Source organism: Pantoea sp. PNT03 (assembly GCF_014852515.1).
Lineage (GTDB): Bacteria > Pseudomonadota > Gammaproteobacteria > Enterobacterales > Enterobacteriaceae > Pantoea > Pantoea leporis.
Genome location: NZ_JACVBT010000001.1, coordinates 1,256,550 through 1,273,275 on the forward strand (window position 1 = coordinate 1,256,550; position 16,726 = coordinate 1,273,275).

Below are 16,726 nucleotides of genomic sequence, written 5' to 3' on the forward strand. Positions count from 1 at the left end.
TAACGCAAATAGCACTGATTATTTCTACAGGATATATTTACAGAGGAATCTGAATTAATCTTTTTTACCCTGATCGAGATGAATGTTGAGCAGACTTTCAACCGGCGGTGGAATTTGCAAATAAAAGCCGTGGTCGCTTAAACCTTGCTTAACTTTATTGATATCCGCGTTAGCCAGCTTGTCACGCTTATCCAGTGACAGCACCATGGCCAGCTGGGGTTTGCCGAAGCCACGCAGCAGTTCTTCCGGTACCCGTGAGAAATCGTCTTTTTTTTCAACATACAGATAAGTCTGTTCACGTTGCGGGCTTCTGTAGATCACACAAAACATATTTTTTACTCGAATTAACCGATGGCGTCACTTGCCTGAATATAGCAGTAACTATAACATGCTTGCAGAACTTCGAATATTGACCGTTTGATGTTATTGCCGATTTTATCGGCGTACATTTAAGGGTCGTAAAACAGGACTGAGTCAGCACAGATGTCGCAAACGCCAATCGAATTCAAGGGAAGCAGTTTTACCCTGTCAGTCGTTCATCTGCATCATTCGCAACCCGAGGTGATTCGTCAGGCGCTACAGGACAAAATCGATCAGGCACCAGCCTTTTTGCTGAATGCGCCGGTGGTGCTGAATGTTTCAGCGTTAACCGGTGACATTAACTGGAAACAGATGCAACAAGCGGTGATGGCGACCGGTCTGCGTATCGTTGGTGTCAGCGGTTGCAAAGATGAAGCCCTGAAAAAAATGATTGCCCGCGCGGGCTTGCCGGTGCTCTCTGAAGGTAAAGAGAGCCGCAAACAAGCCGCGGCGCCGGTCGCTGAAGCCGCACCGGTTGTTGCGGCAGTTGTGCCGGATGCCGCCAGTAAAACCCGCATCATTAATACGCCGGTGCGTTCGGGCCAGCAAATTTATGCGCGCAATGCCGATCTCATCGTCACCAGTAGCGTCAGCGCCGGTGCCGAACTGGTCGCCGACGGTAACATCCATATTTACGGCATGATGCGCGGTCGCGCGTTAGCCGGCGTCGGCGGACAACGCGACAGCCAGATTTTTTGCACCAACCTCGCCGCAGAGTTGGTCTCTATTGCCGGAGAATATTGGATGATCGATCAAATCCCGGTGGAATTCTTTGGTAAAGCGGCGCGCCTCAGCCTGATAGAGGGCGCGCTTACCATTCAGACACTTAATTAAGCCCCTTTTCTTTCGTTAAGGAAATCAACATTTATGGCACGCATTATTGTAGTTACATCGGGTAAAGGGGGCGTTGGCAAGACCACGTCAAGCGCGGCCATCGCTACCGGGTTAGCGCAGAAAGGCAAAAAAACCGTCGTCATCGATTTCGATATCGGTCTGCGTAACCTGGATTTGATCATGGGCTGTGAACGCCGCGTGGTGTATGACTTTGTAAACGTCATTCAGGGCGATGCAACGCTGAATCAAGCGCTGATTCGCGACAAGCGCACAGAGCAACTCTACATTTTGCCGGCTTCACAGACGCGCGATAAAGATGCACTGACGCGTGAAGGCGTTGAAAAAGTGCTGAACGATCTGGCGGCGATGGAGTTCGACTTTATCGTCTGTGACTCACCAGCAGGTATTGAAACCGGCGCGCTGATGGCATTGTACTTCGCCGATGAAGCCATCATCACCACCAACCCGGAAGTCTCTTCAGTACGTGACTCCGACCGTATTCTCGGCATCATCTCTTCGAAATCCCGTCGTGCAGAGAACAGCCAGGATCCGGTGAAAGAGCATCTGCTGCTGACCCGTTACAATCCTGGCCGCGTAACCCGTGGCGATATGCTGAGCATGGAAGATGTGCTGGAAATTCTGCGCATTCCTCTGGTTGGCGTCATCCCGGAAGATCAATCTGTCCTGCGCGCCTCTAACCAGGGTGAGCCGGTGATCCTCGACGCAAACGCTGACGCCGGTAAAGCCTATGCTGATACCGTAGATCGCCTGCTTGGCGAAGAACGCCCCTTCCGCTTTATCGAAGAAGAGAAGAAGGGTTTCCTTAAACGCCTGTTCGGGGGATAACCAATGGCATTACTTGATTTCTTTTTATCCCGTAAGAAGAACACAGCCAATATAGCCAAGGAAAGGCTGCAGATTATCGTAGCCGAACGCAGAAGGGGCGACAGTGAGCCCCACTATCTGCCGCAGCTGAAGCGCGATATTTTGGAAGTGATCTGTAAATACGTAAAAATTGACCCGGATATGGTGACCGTTCAGCTGGATCAGAAAGGGGATGATATCTCGATCCTCGAGCTCAACGTGACACTGCCGGAGCCGGAAGACGTTCCTAAATGATTAAAGCGGTTTCCTGATTTTCCCCTGCGGTGTTGCGCAGGGGAAAATGCTCGCATTAAAGTGCCTGCAGAATCTCGTCGATACCTGCTTTCAGCAAGTCGCCCCGCCAGCCTGTCTGTAACTCAGGTGTGCGCGACGCGTTTTTCAATCCCCAATGCACGCTCAGCACCTGATTAATCTGCCGACGTGATGCCAGCAGTTCCTGGCTGAAACCACTCTCTTCACTCACCTGTTGCACCAGCGCTTTAATGGCTTTAAACGCCTGCTTGTAGTGTGGGTGGTCGATCAGATTGGGCAGCGGCTGCGGCAAGGTCGCTTCATCCTGCGCCTGCGCTTCAGCCACCAGCGCCACCATCACTTTACCGTGGAAGCGGATTTCATGGCCGTTCAGCCCTAAATGATCCAGCTCGCCAAGGCTGCCCGGCATAAAGCGCGCCACTTTCCACAGATTCTCTTCGCGCACCACGAAGTTCACCGCCATATCTTTCTGACGCGCGAGGTTTAAACGCCACGCGGCCAGACGTTGCAACGCCGCAAGCTGACGCGGACGCAGTTGCCACGCATTGGTGATGTCGCGCCAGGCTTCTTCCGGTTGCAGCACATCCAGGCGGCGCTGGCACAGCATCTTGCATTCGCTTAGCGCCGCCGCCATGTTGCCAGCTTCTTCAGTTTGCGCCACCAGCTGATGGGCAATCGGCAGCAGATAGGCGACATCGGCGGCGGCATATTCACATTGACGTTCGGTCAACGGACGCGCCAGCCAATCGGTACGCGATTCGCTTTTATCCAGCTCGATTTGGTTGAAATGCATCACCATCGAGGCAAAGCCCCACGACAACGCCTGGCCGGTAAATGCCGCCAGAATTTGCGTATCAATCATGGGATCGGGCAGGCATTTAAAGCGATGCAGGAACACTTCCAGATCTTCGCCGCCGGCGTGCAGGAATTTGGTGACCTGCTTGTCCTGCAACAGCGCCACAAACGGCGTCCAGTCACTGATATTAAGCGGATCGATCAGGATCAGCTGGTCGCCATCAAACAGCTGAATCAGGCCGAGCTGCGGATAGTAGGTGCGGGTGCGCACGAATTCAGTATCCAGCGCCACGGCGGCGTGCTGGCGTGCTTTCTCGCACACGGCGGCCAGTTGGTCATTTTGGTCGATCAGGGTGTAATTCACGTTGTCTTTCTCGCTGCGGCAAACAACGCGCAGCGCTCCATGTTAAAAGCAATAAAAACGCCGGACTGTGCCGGCGTTAACCTGAGGAGAATGGCGCGTTACTGCCCTTCTCGCTTCGCCTCATCACGCAATTCGCGACGCAATATTTTGCCGACGTTGGTCTTCGGCAACTCGTCACGAAACTCGATAATCTTCGGCACTTTGTAGCCGGTGAGCTGGCGACGGCAATGATCCAGCACTTCTTCTTTCGTCAGTGACGGATCTTTCTTCACGATGCACACTTTTACCGCTTCGCCCGACAGATCGCTGGGAACGCCAATCGCCGCGGCTTCACGCACTTTCTCGTGCTGCATCAGCACATCTTCGATCTCGTTAGGATACACGTTAAAGCCTGACACCAGAATCATGTCTTTCTTACGATCGACGATGCGAATAAAGCCTTCGCTATCAACGGTAACAATATCACCGGTATGCAGCCAGCCATTTTTCAGCACTTCATCGGTAGCGTCGGCGCGCTGCCAGTAGCCGGTCATCACCTGCGGTCCGCGAATACACAACTCGCCCGGTTCACCTGGCGCCACATCCTTGTCTTCATCATCGACGATGCGCACATCGGTGGAAGGCACCGGCAAACCGATGCTGCCGGTATGACAGGTAATGTCATACGGATTCACTGACACCAGCGGCGAACACTCGGTCAGACCGTAACCTTCCAGCAGATAGTGTCCGGTGAGTTTTTCCCAACGCTCGGCGACCGCTTTTTGCACCGCCATGCCGCCGCCGGCTGACAGGCGCAGCGTAGAGAAATCGAGCTTATTGAAATTGGCATCATTCAGCAGCGCATTGAACAAGGTGTTCACGCCGGTAATGGCGGTAAATGGGAACTTGCTGAGCTCTTTAACAAAGCCGGGAATATCGCGCGGATTAGTGATCAGCAGGTTGGTGCCGCCAAGGTCAAGGAACAACAGCCCGTTCACCGTCAGCGCGAAGATGTGATAGAGCGGCAGCGCGGTCACCACTTGCTCTTTGCCCGGACGCAGCAGCTTGCCGTAAGTAGCTTTAGTCTGTTCCAGATTGGCCTGCATATTGCGGTGCGTCAGCATCGCGCCTTTGGCCACGCCGGTGGTACCGCCGGTATATTGCAGGAAAGCGAGATCGTCATTGGTCACGGTTGGGCGTTGATAGGTCATCTGTTCGCCCTGCGACAAGGCGCTGCGGAACGGGACCGCGCCCGGCAGATGGTATTTTGGCACCAGCTTTTTCACGTATTTAACGACGAAGTTCACCAGCGTGGCTTTCACCGGCGCCAGCTGATCGCCCATACGCGTTAACATCACATGTTTGATCGGCGTTTCGGCCACCACTTTTTCCAGCGTGTGGGCAAAGTTCGAGACGATCACTATGGCGCTGGCGCCGCTATCAACGAGCTGATGCTTGAGTTCACGCGGCGTATAGAGCGGATTGACGTTGACCACCACCATGCCAGCGCGCAGTACGCCAAACAGCGCGACGGGATATTGCAGCAGATTGGGCATCATTAGCGCCACGCGATCGCCCTGCTTTAACCCTAAACCTTGCTGCAGCCAGGCGGCAAAGGCGCGGCTTTGCTTTTCCAGCTGCCGATAGGTCATCGGCTGGCCCATATTGATGAAAGCCACCTGATCGGCGTATTGCTCTGTTGCGTGCTCGAAAAGATCGACCAGAGAAGCGTAACGATCCGCATTAATTTCCGCAGGGACATCTGCCGGATAGCGTTTGAGCCAAACCTTATTCAAAGAATCACCCCGATAATCCTGTTGCGTAGCCATCGCCGCCTCGACAATCAATGTTGTTAACAATATTTTAACTGATTGTACCAGTTTGCCTGTTTCGGCATTTTCAGGTTGCGAAGCGCATCACTAAATTTCGCGCATCGGTTGCGCGCCCAATAAAAAGGCCCGTTCGCACGCACCGCGACCGGGCCGTAAATAACACCATTAATAGCTTATTCGGTGAGGATAGTTTGTACCTGCGCCGGTTGGCCGAGGTTCATACCCCAATACGGATTGGGTCCCCAATATCCCGGACGATGGCGCGTTGGGCCATACCAGATGTAGGGATCAATCGGCTGCGGCGGCGTCATCACCTGTTGCGTCAGATGCCAGCGCTGATAGCCGCGCACATCGATCACCACAAAGTTGTAACTGGCCTTACCGATATCGCCTTTCTCGGTGCCTTTGATGTTGCCCAGCACCGTGATGTATTGGTTATTCAAATCGACCGGATCGACAAAGCCGCGGATGTCAGCAAAGATGCGGCCAACCGAAGCTGCGCCTAAACGCGGACGCGCGCTCTCATCCAGCGGCTGTGTCGCAATTTCCACGCGCGTTAAGCCGTTAAGATTGGTGACCTTCACCACTTTCCCGCCGAAGCGTGATTCCTGACCGACAAACAGTTGCGGCGCGTTCATCACGCGCAGTAAATCTTGCTGTGGAAGCTCAGAACTTCCTTTAATTGAATCTGGCACCGAAACACAGCCGCTGAGCAGCATTGCGCAGGCTAACAGAGCGCCAGACATCCCTTTACGACTTATTGGCATAGCACTTCTCCTGTTATTTCTCTGATTAGACTGAGCACGCGAAGATAAGTTGCGCGCGGCCTAGCGTCCCGGCAACTTTTTCCATGCCACTTCATTGCGCAGATAAACCGGCTCGGCATTCTCCACCGCAACTGCTTCATCACGCTGCCAGGCGCTGAGCGCCAGCGGCAGCATATCTTCTGCTGCGGGTAACAATACCTCTGAGGCAATAAGCTGCGCGCCTGGCGAGGTGAGCAGATGCGGATAGGCTTGCCAGCCGGTGCCAACAGCCGTCCATTCGCCACCTAATGCGGCAATACGTTGCTGCGCCACGTCGGGTTTGATCACCGCTTCGGTTTCCGCGCCCTGCCATTCACCGTTTTCGTCGCGCTGATATTCAGCCCAATAGAGTTCGCCCATGCGCGCGTCGATTGCGGCCAGCACGCGCGTCGCGCCGGTCAAACGCCACGCGCCCTGCGCCATGGTCGCTAACGAGGAGACGCCAATCATCGGCAGATTCGCGCCAAGCGCCAGCCCTTGAGCAATGCCAATGCCGATACGCACACCGGTAAAACTGCCCGGTCCACGGCCAAACGCCAGCACGTCAAGCGCGGTCAGCTCCAGCTGCTGCGCCTGCAACAGCTCCTGCACCAGCGGCAGAATACGTTGGGTATGATCGCGCGGGGCGATTTCAAAGCGGGCATCAATCTGCTGCAGATTTTGCAGCGCGGCAGAACAGGCTTCTGTCGCCGTGTCCAGGGCTAAAATTCGGGCGGACATAACAACCTCAGAGAGTCAAAATGGCGCGCATCTTATCACAGCCTGGCACAATTAGTGATCCACTGGCTGACGGACAAATTCGATGGCGCGCGCAATATCGCGGGTGCGCGGCGTGGGCGGCAAACTGTTCAGGAACAGGCCGCCGTAGGGGCGAGAAACCAGGCGCTGATCGCAAATCACCAGTACGCCGCGATCTTCGGTATCACGAATCAAACGCCCCACGCCCTGTTTCAGGGTGATTACCGCATCGGGCAGCTGCACATCATTAAAGGGATCGCCGCCGCGCAGGCGACAATCTTCCATGCGGGCTTTGAGCAGCGGATCTTCCGGCGAGGTAAATGGCAGCTTGTCGATGATCACCAGCGACAGCGCATCGCCGCGTACGTCAACACCTTCCCAGAAGCTGCTGGTGGCGACCAACAGTGCGTTACCGGCTTCCAGGAACTGCTTTAGCAGCTGTCCTTTACTGGTTTCACCTTGCAGCAATACCGGCAACGTCATGGAAGCACGAAACTCAATGGCTAACTCGCGCATCATCTTGTGCGAGGTGCAGAGGAAGAAGCAGCGGCCTTTGTTGGCATCAATCAGCGGCTTCATCATGCGCGCCAGCTGGCGCGCGCCGCCGGGATGATTGGGTTCCGGCATGTTGCGTGGCACACACAGCAGCGCTTGCTGGGTGTAATCGAACGGGCTGTCGAGGATCATCGTAGTAGCGTTATCCACCCCGAGGCGGCTGGAGAAATGGCTCATCTGCTCATTCACCGCCAGCGTGGCTGACGTGAAAATCCACGCAGCTTTGCGGTTATCCATCACTTCCCGGAAGCGTTCCGCCACCGACAGCGGCGTCAGCGCCAGCGTGAAATGGCGGCTATTGCACTCATACCAATAGCTGAAGCCGGGCTCGTCAATGGCGCGCAGCCGTTTCAGGCGCGTGCGATACAACGCCGCGCGCTCAAAGGCGGCGTCCAGCAGCGCGGAGCGCCCCAGCGACAGTTTGATCACGTCGTAACAGAGTTCGAGCGCATCATCCAGCAAGGTAAACATGCGCATGATGTTGTTATCGCTCAGCAGATCGCGCAGATTGCCGCGAAAACCCGGTTCGCCGAGCGTCAAACGAAAATCCTGCGCGCACTGCGCCAGACGATCGGCAGATTTCTGTAGCTGCTGCACATCACGCACTTCGGTGCGATAGGCGATGATGATGTCTTTGGCGAGGTCCTGCAGTTGACGGCTCGACAGCTGCTGACCGAAATACTGGCTGGCGATATCGGGGAGCTGATGCGCTTCATCGAAGATCATCACATCGGCCTCCGGGATCAGTTCGCCAAAGCCGCCCTCTTTCACCACCAGATCGGCAAGAAAAAGATGATGGTTCACCACCACCACATCGGCGTCCATGGCTTTTTTGCGCGCTTTGACCACGAAGCAATCTTTATACAGCGGGCAATCGCTGCCGAGGCAGTTATCGTTGGTGCTGGTGACGAACGGCCAGATCGGGCTGTCTTCGGCCACGCCGTTGCAGTTGCTGACATCGCCATCGGTGGTTTCTGACGACCAGCCGCGCACGCTGATCAAATCGCCCAGCGCCTGAACGCTGAGATCGCCGCCGGTTTGATTCTGCTGCTCAAGACGTTCGAGGCATAAATAGTTGGAGCGCCCTTTCAGCAGCGCAGTTTTGCCGCTGAACTTCAGGGCACGCGCGATGGTAGGCAGATCGCGATTATAGAGCTGATCCTGCAACGCTTTGGATCCGGTGGAAACAATGACTTTTTTCTTTACCCGCAATGCCGGCGCCAGATAGGCATAGGTTTTACCGGTTCCGGTGCCCGCTTCTACTACCAGCTCGCCGCCTGTTTTCACCGCCTCGGTTACCGCTTTGGCCATTTGGCGCTGTGCTTCACGCGGTTTAAAGCCCGGAATTGCCTGCGCCAGTGCGCCATCAGCTGCAAAATCGTCTGCCACACTTCCTCACATCAAAAATTAAAACCACTGTAATTATGTCAGGATTCCCGGCGGGCAACCACAACAGATGACATGCGCCCCTGGGATATGGCAGGCTAGCGCAGCAAAATTAAAGGAGAACAGCATGACCATTACGCGTATTGATCCAGAGCACCGCATGTCGGAAGCCGTGGTGCATAACCAAACCGTCTATTACACCAGCGTACCGGAAAACCTGGATGAAGATGCGGAAGCGCAAACCGCCAATGCGTTGGCGGTGATTGACGCCATTCTGACGCGCGTGGGATCGGATAAGAGCAAGATCCTCGACGCCACCATTTTTCTGGTGGAGAAAAGCGATTTTCCGGCGATGAATCGCGCCTGGGATGCGTGGGTTTCGCCAGGCAATGCGCCGGTGCGTTGCACCGTGCAGGCCGGTTTGATGAACCCGAAGTATAAAGTCGAAATTAAAATCATCGCCGCGCTGTAAAATCCGTTCGGGCGTTATTCGTTGTCGTCTTCTTCATCCTCGTCGTCTTCGAACATCGCCCGAATGGCTTCACCTTTATAGGTTTGACGAATCTCCTGCGCCACTTGCGCAATCGCCTGTCCGCTCGACATACCGCCCGCCATTAATTCCTGGATGCGTTCAACCGCTTGCTGCTGTTGCTCATGGGATAACGCTGGAAGACCTGTAAACATAATTCACTCCTGGTGCATGGGGGACGCATTATTACCACGTGGAACAAACGGGTGCCAGCAACAAAAAAATATGTCAGGCTAGCGACCTGCTTGCTGAAGTGATTTGTCCCATGATGGTAAAAAGCCTCGTTCTGAAGTATACGCCCGAAACGCTGTTAGACCTTTTTGCTCCGCTAGCCCACCAACGCTGGGCGATGTTGCTGACCTCCGGCCAGGCCGATCATGCGGATAATCGCTTTGATATCCTCACCGCCGATCCGCGCGCGACGCTGACTACACGCGGTGCCAGCACTGAAATTATCTGCGGTGATGACGTCATTCACTCCGCCGCCGATCCGCTGCTGCTGGTGCAACAGCAATGTGCCGCGCTAGGTGTCACGCCGGCTTTTGATGCCGGATTACCGTTTCAGGGCGGCGCCCTCGGCCTGTTCGGTTACGATTTAGGACGACGCTTTGAAAACCTGCCGCAGCGCGCGCTGCAGGATCTCACCACGCCGGATATGGCGGTGGGCATTTATGACTGGGCGCTGATCGCCGATCACCATCAGCAAAAACTGACGCTGGTTTCGCTCACCGATGCCGGGCAGCGCTGGCACTGGCTGCAAGCACAAACCGCGTCGCCCGCCGAGCCTTTCGCCATGACCAGCGAGTGGCAATCCAACCTCAGTTATGACCAGTATGCGCAGCGGTTCCACGCGGTGCAGGCCTATATTCAAGCCGGTGATTGCTATCAGGTGAATCTGGCACAGCGTTTTCAGGCGGGCTATCGCGGTGATGAGTGGCAGGCATTTTTGCGTCTGACGCAGGCGAATCGCGCGCCGTTCAGCGCCTTCCTGCGTTTGCCGGACAGCGTGCTGCTGAGTTTATCGCCAGAGCGCTTCCTCGCTTTACAGCAGCAGGAGATTGAAACGCGTCCGATTAAAGGCACTTTGCCGCGTCTTGCTGATGCCGAGGCCGACCGTTTGCAGGCAGAGAAGCTCGCCAACTCGCAGAAAGATCGCGCGGAGAACCTGATGATTGTCGATCTGCTGCGCAATGATATTGGCCGCGTGGCCGTGCCCGGCAGCGTCAGCGTACCGGAACTGTTCGTGGTTGAACCTTTCCCGGCGGTACATCATCTGGTCAGCACCGTGCGTGCACGTTTGCCTGAGACGCTGAGCGCAACCGATTTGCTGCGTGCTTGCTTCCCCGGTGGTTCCATCACCGGCGCACCGAAGATCCGCGCGATGGAGATCATCGAAGAGTTAGAGCCGCATCGCCGCAATGCGTGGTGTGGCAGCATCGGCTACATCAGCCTGTGTGGCCGTATGGATACCAGCATCACCATTCGCACGCTGATAGCGGAAAACCACCAGCTTTACTGCGCCGCCGGTGGTGGATTGGTGGCGGATAGCGACCTTGATGCCGAATATCAGGAAACCTTCCATAAGGTGAACCGTATTTTGCCCAGCCTGCGTGATGGGACCTAAAATGAATTTAACCCTTGAGCAGTTCCTCAGCCGCTTTGTCCTGCAACCGCCGCTGCATGCGCCGAAAAGTGCCATCAGTGGACGCCGTGCGGCGGTACTGGTGCCGGTGATCGACGGCGCAGAACCTGGCTTGCTGCTCACGCGTCGCTCATCACACCTGCGTAAACACGCCGGGCAAGTCGCCTTTCCCGGCGGCATGCAGGATGCCACTGACACTTCGCTGATCCACACCGCACTGCGTGAAGCGCAGGAAGAAGTGGGAATCCAGCCGGAACAGGTGCAGATCATCGGCGTTCTGCCGCCGGTGACCAGCAGCACCGGTTTCGCTGTGACGCCGGTCGTGGGCATTATTCCGGCTGATTTTGCTTTGCAGCTCAATCCGGACGAAGTGGAAAGCGCCTTTGCCATGCCGCTGTCGGAAGCATTGCGTTTGAGCCGCTACAGCGATCTCACCTTGCGCCGTGGTCATCGCCAACATCAGGTTTGGTTATCCTGGTACGAGGATTATTTTATCTGGGGCATGACCGCAGGGATTATTCGTGCGCTCGGTCAACAAATCGCCCTACCGTAAATCACCTAATGCTTGCCAGTTAAAATATCTTTTTGCTTTAGATCTGGTGCGGGCTCTGGCAAAGGTGCCCTTTTCAGCAGCACACACTGAAGCTTCGGAGCAGGCCGTGGCCACTTTTGGGCAGGCAATCCGCAGCGATGAACGTTAGCCTTTCGCCGGGAAAACCGATCCGCTTCACAACAGTACAAACGGATAACTATTTCTGGGGTTTATAATTAGTTTATTTCATGCGAAAAGCTGCTCGTTATACGGCATGGGCGATTACTATTAGCCGCATAAACGGCTTATGCCGTGCAGAATAAGATTTGTGAGGAGTGTCACCGGTGATTAGTGTTTTTGACATGTTTAAAGTGGGCATCGGCCCATCCAGTTCACATACCGTCGGCCCGATGAAAGCGGGCAAGCAGTTTGTTGATCTGCTGGCCGAACAAGGCAAATTGCAGGACGTGACGCGCGTGGCGGTTGACGTCTATGGTTCGCTGTCGCTCACGGGCAAAGGTCACCACACTGATATCGCGATTATCATGGGCCTGGCGGGCTTCGAACCGGCCACCGTCGATATTGATGGCATTCCTGCGTTCATTAAAGACGTGGAGCAGCGCGAGCGTCTGCTGTTAGCCAACGGCGCGCGCGAAGTGGATTTCCCGCGTGAAGGTGGCATGGTGTTCCGCAGTGAAAACCTGTCGCTGCATGAAAACGGCATGACGGTGTTTGCCTTCGCGGGTGATCTGCTCATTCTAAGCAAAACCTACTACTCCATCGGCGGCGGTTTCATCGTCGATGAAGAGCATTTCGGCCAACCGGTGTTGAACGAAGTTTCCGTGCCGTGGCCTTTCCACTCTGCTAAAGAGCTGCTCAGCCACTGTCGCGAAAGTGGGCTGTCGCTGTCCGGTTTGGTGATGAAAAACGAACTGGCGCTGCATACTCGCGACGAGATTTATGCCTATTTTGGCAACGTGTGGCAAACCATGCAGGCCTGTATCGATCGTGGTCTGAATACCGAAGGCGTGCTGCCGGGTCCGTTGCGCGTACCTCGTCGTGCGGCTTCACTGCGCCGTCTGCTGGTGTCATCCTCAAAGCACTCGAAAGATCCGATGGATGTGATCGACTGGGTGAATATGTTTGCGCTGGCAGTGAATGAAGAGAACGCGGCCGGCGGTCGTGTGGTGACGGCACCTACTAACGGTGCCTGCGGCATCGTGCCAGCGGTGCTGGCCTATTACGATCACTTTATCGAACCCGTTACGCCCGATATCTTCATCCGCTACTTCCTCTCATCTGGTGCGATTGGCGTGCTGTATAAAATGAACGCCTCAATCTCGGGTGCCGAAGTGGGCTGTCAGGGCGAGGTAGGCGTGGCGTGTTCCATGGCAGCCGCCGGTCTGGCGGAACTGCTGGGCGGCAGCCCGGAACAGGTGTGCGTGGCGGCGGAAATCGGCATGGAACACAATCTGGGATTAACCTGCGATCCAGTCGCCGGCCAGGTTCAGGTGCCGTGCATTGAGCGTAACGCCATCGCTTCCGTAAAGGCCATTAACTCCGCGCGCATGGCGCTGCGCCGTACCAGCGAACCACGTGTGTCGCTGGATAAAGTGATTGAGACCATGTACGAAACCGGTAAGGACATGAACGCTAAATACCGTGAAACCTCTCGCGGCGGATTAGCGATTAAGGTCCAGTGCGATTAACGCTTCGCTGGTGATTTAAACAACAGTTGGCTATTTTTATTCATCTGTAGCTACCTCCAACTGAGTAAAACAGATACATTGATTTCGAGCGCGGCCCTTTGTGGCCGCGCTTTTTTTAGTGCCGTATTTTTTATTCAGCCGCGCTAAACCTGGCCGCCTCAATGCCGATAACCTACACGTTAATTTGGCTTCAATCTTTGTTTTGCAAGGTGGTTACTGATGCTCATTCCCCAGCAATTTGTGGGTCAATTTCGCCGTAAGCGACTGCTTATTGCGTTAGTGATCGCCTCGCTGGTTCTGGTCCTGACGCTAACTTTTCGTTATATCGAAGAGAAATCGCGCATTGAGCAGCAGTCGCTGAATTTCGCCACCCGCGCGATTGAACGCTTTGATCGTATGTTCTCGCCGCTGGATGTTTCCGCCAACAACACGCTCGGTTTGGTTGGTGTACCTTGTGCGCAAGTGCGTTATCCGCTGATTGAGAAAATTGCCGCGCTGCAAACCGTGCGCACCGTGCTGCTGGTTAAGGACGACGCGCTCTACTGCTCCAGCATTTTTGGCCCGCAAAACCTCTCCTTCAGCCAAACCTATCCTGAATTAGCTATCAATAATCAGCGCATGATGTTGGCCACGGACAGTGATCTGTTGAAAGGATCGCCGGTGCTGCTGCTGTGGACGCCAAAATCGCTGGATAATCGCGAAGGTCTGCTGCAAGTCATTAATATTGAATTGATGACCAATTATCTGCTGGAGCCGCAGTTGCCGTGGGTTGAGCGCGCCATTTTCAACGTGGGTGGTCAGAGCCTTGAATACGGTAATCCGCTGATTGAACAAACTGAACCGTCTGAAGATGAAGTGGCGTACGATCAGGCATCACTGCGCTATCCGTTTAGCATCACCTTGTACGGCCCTTCTCCCGCCCGGCTGGCGCTTAACACGCTACCTTCACAGCTGCCGCTGGCGCTGATGCTCAGCCTGCTGATGGGGTACATCGTCTGGCTGGCGACCGCCAATCGCATGAGCCTCAGTTGGCAGATCAGTTATGGCATCACCGCTAACGAATTTATGGTTTATTGCCAGCCGCTGATTAACGCCAAAAGCGGCGAGTGTGACGGCATGGAGCTGCTGCTGCGCTGGCATAACCAGCGTCAGGGCTGGATTGCGCCGGACGTGTTTATTCCGTTGGCCGAGCGGCAAAACCTGATCGCGCCGTTGACCCGCTTCGTGCTGGCGAAAGTCGTGGCTGAGCTGCCCAATCTGCCGCAATGTCCGTCGTTCCACATTGCGATTAACGTTGCCGCCAGCCATTTTCGCGATCGCGCCATTGTGGAAGATCTGCAAAATATCTGGTGGCCGGCCAATCCCATGCCAAAACTGGTGGTTGAGCTGACGGAGCGTGATGCCCTGCCAATCATCGATCAATCGGTGGTGTCGCAACTGCATGAAATTGGTGTGCGTCTGGCGATTGATGATTTCGGTACCGGCCACAGTTCGCTGGCTTATCTGAAAGACCTCCAACCGGATGTGCTTAAAATCGACAAGATTTTCACCGCCGCCATTGGCACCGATGCGATTAACGCGACCGTTACCGATATGGTGATCTCGCTGGCGCAGCGCCTGAATATTTCACTGGTGGCGGAAGGTGTGGAAACTGCCGAGCAGGCACACTATCTACGTGAGCGCGGCGTCGACCATCTGCAAGGCTATTTCTACGCGCGCCCGATGCCGATTGAGGATTTCCCGCAATGGCTGGAGCAGCATCAGGCGCAGCTAAGCGCATAAAAAAACGGCCACTCCTTTTGGCGTGGCCGTTATTGTTTACTTCATTCCGATGACTTACCCGGCGTGTTCTTCGTGATCGAATGGCTTATCTTTGGTGATGCGCACCAGGTCGATACGGTAATCGGTCGCCTCAATCACCTGGAAGTGCAGCGGCGGTAAATCAATCACTTCGCCGGGCAGCGGCAACTGGCCTTTCTGTGCAATCAACAAACCGGCTAGCGAGGCGTGATCTTCATCGGCTTTCACCAACTCGTGATGATCCAGCAGCTGTTGCAGCGAGTGTAAATCGGTCCCGCCCTTCACTAACCAACCGTCACCATCGGCAATGATGTCTGGCGTTTCGTCTTCATCCGGGAACTCACCGGCAATCGCTTCCAGCACGTCCAGCGGCGTGATTAAGCCCTGCACCACACCAAATTCGTTGGTGACAATTACAAAGCTACCTTTAGCCCGGCGCAGCACGCCCAGCAGATTGATTGGGTCCAGGGTTTCCGGAACCACTATCGCCGGCGTGTTAGCCGCAAAGGTCGCCACATCCATGCCGTGTTCCAGCGCCACCAGCAGCTCTTTGGCACGCACCACGCCGATGATTTCATCCAGCTCACCGCGACATACCGGGAACAAGCTGTGTGGCGTATCCAGCAGCTGAATACGAATTTCATCCAGCGGACGCGAAACATCCACCCACGAAATGTTACCGCGCGGCGTCATGATGCTACGGATTGAACGCTGCGATAACGTCAATACGCCGTTGATCATGTAGCGCTCTTCGTCCTTAAACGCTTCCTGCGGCATCGCTTCGGTCAATGAGGTTTCTTCAGTTGTCGTCGCTTGCTTACGCTGGCGTCCACCCATCAAACGCAGAATCGCTTCGGCGGTGCGTTCACGCATCGGGCGATGTTCCTGATGCTTAATAAAGTTACGGCGCGCAATCTGGTTAAACAGCTCGATGATGATCGAGAAGCCGATCGCGGCGTACAGGTAACCTTTGGGAATGTGGAAACCAAAACCTTCGGCCACCAGCGACAAACCAATCATCAGCAGGAAGCTCAGACACAGCACCACCACCGTTGGGTGTTCATTCACAAAACGCGTCAGCGGTTTCGAGGCCAGCAGCATGACGCCCATGGCGATCACCACGGCGGTCATCATCACCGGCAGATGGTTCACCATACCGACCGCGGTAATCACCGCGTCGAGTGAGAACACCGCATCCAGCACCACAATCTGAATCACCACCGCCCAGAAACTGGCGTAGCTCTTATTGCCCTGATGTTCGAGCCCGCGGTTCTCGAGCCGCTCATGCAGTTCCATGGTTCCCTTGAATAACAGGAACAAACCACCAAACAACAGAATTAAATCTCGTCCGGAAAAGCTGAAATCGCCTACGCTGAATAGGGGCCGCGTCAGCGTCACGATCCAGGAGATCAGCGACAGCAAGCCAAGACGCATCACCAGGGCGAGCGACAAACCAATTAGACGGGCTTTATCGCGCTGCTTCGGCGGCAATTTGTCCGCGAGGATGGCGATAAACACCAGGTTATCAATGCCGAGAACAATTTCCAGCACGATCAGCGTGAGCAAACCCGCCCAAATTGAGGGGTCGAAGAGAAATTCCATCAATGACTCCTTACCGGACGTGAAGGCGCACGAAATTGAGTCTGCACCAGAGGGCGAGACGAGAGATCGTTACAGGCGGTGATAACGCTGAAGAGCGTGGAAGCGGGCGCGATAAAGCGCTGAGAA

The 16,726-nt window shown here is 55.1% G+C and carries 16 protein-coding genes; 8 read left to right on the forward strand and 8 right to left on the reverse strand.

The genetic code is table 11. From position 1 onward, the window contains the following. Positions 1-54 precede the first annotated feature (54 nt). Positions 55-330, reverse strand: coding sequence for a YcgL domain-containing protein (locus IB226_RS05875; protein WP_110866280.1), 276 nt, complete (start codon positions 328-330; stop codon positions 55-57). Positions 331-483: 153 nt separating this feature from the next. Here IB226_RS05875 and minC point away from each other — a divergent pair, with 153 nt between their 5' ends. From minC to minE, 3 genes are read left to right on the forward strand one after another with little or no spacing between them, the layout of a single operon-like run. Then, positions 484-1,194: a septum site-determining protein MinC gene (gene minC / locus IB226_RS05880; RefSeq protein ID WP_192234052.1), complete on the forward strand. Its 711-nt coding sequence runs from the start codon at positions 484-486 to the stop codon at positions 1,192-1,194. 33 nt (positions 1,195-1,227) lie between these two features. Further along, entirely contained in the window at positions 1,228-2,040 is an 813-nt protein-coding gene (minD, locus tag IB226_RS05885; protein WP_007889662.1) for a septum site-determining protein MinD, read from the forward strand. A 3-nt stretch (positions 2,041-2,043) separates the two neighbouring features. Beyond that, a complete protein-coding gene (gene minE, locus IB226_RS05890; RefSeq protein ID WP_007889661.1) occupies positions 2,044-2,313 on the forward strand; it encodes a cell division topological specificity factor MinE in 270 nt (89 codons plus the stop codon). A 55-nt stretch (positions 2,314-2,368) separates the two neighbouring features. Here minE and rnd read toward each other — a convergent pair whose 3' ends face one another. The 5 genes from rnd to IB226_RS05915 all read right to left on the reverse strand — a co-directional run bounded on the left by rnd (position 2,369) and on the right by IB226_RS05915 (position 8,789). Further along, positions 2,369-3,490, reverse strand: coding sequence for a ribonuclease D (gene rnd, locus IB226_RS05895; protein WP_192234054.1), 1,122 nt, complete (start codon positions 3,488-3,490; stop codon positions 2,369-2,371). Between the two features lie 98 nt (positions 3,491-3,588). Then, a complete protein-coding gene (gene fadD, locus IB226_RS05900; RefSeq protein ID WP_146001316.1) occupies positions 3,589-5,265 on the reverse strand; it encodes a long-chain-fatty-acid--CoA ligase FadD in 1,677 nt (558 codons plus the stop codon). 209 nt (positions 5,266-5,474) lie between these two features. After that, positions 5,475-6,068, reverse strand: a complete 594-nt coding sequence (locus IB226_RS05905; RefSeq protein WP_101764197.1) for a Slp family lipoprotein — start codon at positions 6,066-6,068, stop codon at positions 5,475-5,477. Positions 6,069-6,128: 60 nt separating this feature from the next. Further along, positions 6,129-6,827: a tRNA (adenosine(37)-N6)-threonylcarbamoyltransferase complex dimerization subunit type 1 TsaB gene (gene tsaB, locus IB226_RS05910; protein ID WP_101764196.1), complete on the reverse strand. Its 699-nt coding sequence runs from the start codon at positions 6,825-6,827 to the stop codon at positions 6,129-6,131. A gap of 51 nt (positions 6,828-6,878) precedes the next feature. After that, positions 6,879-8,789, reverse strand: a complete 1,911-nt coding sequence (locus tag IB226_RS05915; RefSeq protein ID WP_192234057.1) for an ATP-dependent DNA helicase — start codon at positions 8,787-8,789, stop codon at positions 6,879-6,881. Between the two features lie 124 nt (positions 8,790-8,913). On the opposite strand from IB226_RS05915, the gene IB226_RS05920 reads away from it, so the two are divergent. Further along, entirely contained in the window at positions 8,914-9,258 is a 345-nt protein-coding gene (locus tag IB226_RS05920; protein ID WP_061718729.1) for a RidA family protein, read from the forward strand. 14 nt (positions 9,259-9,272) lie between these two features. On the opposite strand, the gene IB226_RS05925 is transcribed toward IB226_RS05920, so the two are convergent. Beyond that, positions 9,273-9,470, reverse strand: coding sequence for a YoaH family protein (locus IB226_RS05925; protein ID WP_008110398.1), 198 nt, complete (start codon positions 9,468-9,470; stop codon positions 9,273-9,275). A 110-nt stretch (positions 9,471-9,580) separates the two neighbouring features. On the opposite strand from IB226_RS05925, the gene pabB reads away from it, so the two are divergent. From pabB to IB226_RS05945, 4 genes are all read left to right on the forward strand, one after another. After that, complete coding sequence (gene pabB / locus IB226_RS05930; RefSeq protein WP_192234059.1) at positions 9,581-10,939, forward strand: aminodeoxychorismate synthase component 1; 1,359 nt, start codon at positions 9,581-9,583, stop codon at positions 10,937-10,939. Position 10,940: 1 nt separating this feature from the next. Then, positions 10,941-11,510 carry a CoA pyrophosphatase gene (locus tag IB226_RS05935; RefSeq protein WP_101764192.1) on the forward strand — a complete coding sequence of 190 codons (570 nt, stop codon included), beginning with the start codon at positions 10,941-10,943 and terminating at the stop codon, positions 11,508-11,510. Between the two features lie 323 nt (positions 11,511-11,833). Further along, positions 11,834-13,198: an L-serine ammonia-lyase gene (locus IB226_RS05940; protein ID WP_101764191.1), complete on the forward strand. Its 1,365-nt coding sequence runs from the start codon at positions 11,834-11,836 to the stop codon at positions 13,196-13,198. Between the two features lie 219 nt (positions 13,199-13,417). Further along, positions 13,418-14,980, forward strand: coding sequence for an EAL domain-containing protein (locus IB226_RS05945; RefSeq protein ID WP_192234061.1), 1,563 nt, complete (start codon positions 13,418-13,420; stop codon positions 14,978-14,980). Positions 14,981-15,034: 54 nt separating this feature from the next. Here the strand turns inward: IB226_RS05945 and IB226_RS05950 are convergent, their stop codons facing one another. Beyond that, complete coding sequence (locus IB226_RS05950; RefSeq protein WP_192234063.1) at positions 15,035-16,600, reverse strand: TerC family protein; 1,566 nt, start codon at positions 16,598-16,600, stop codon at positions 15,035-15,037. Between the last annotated feature and the right edge of the window lie 126 nt (positions 16,601-16,726).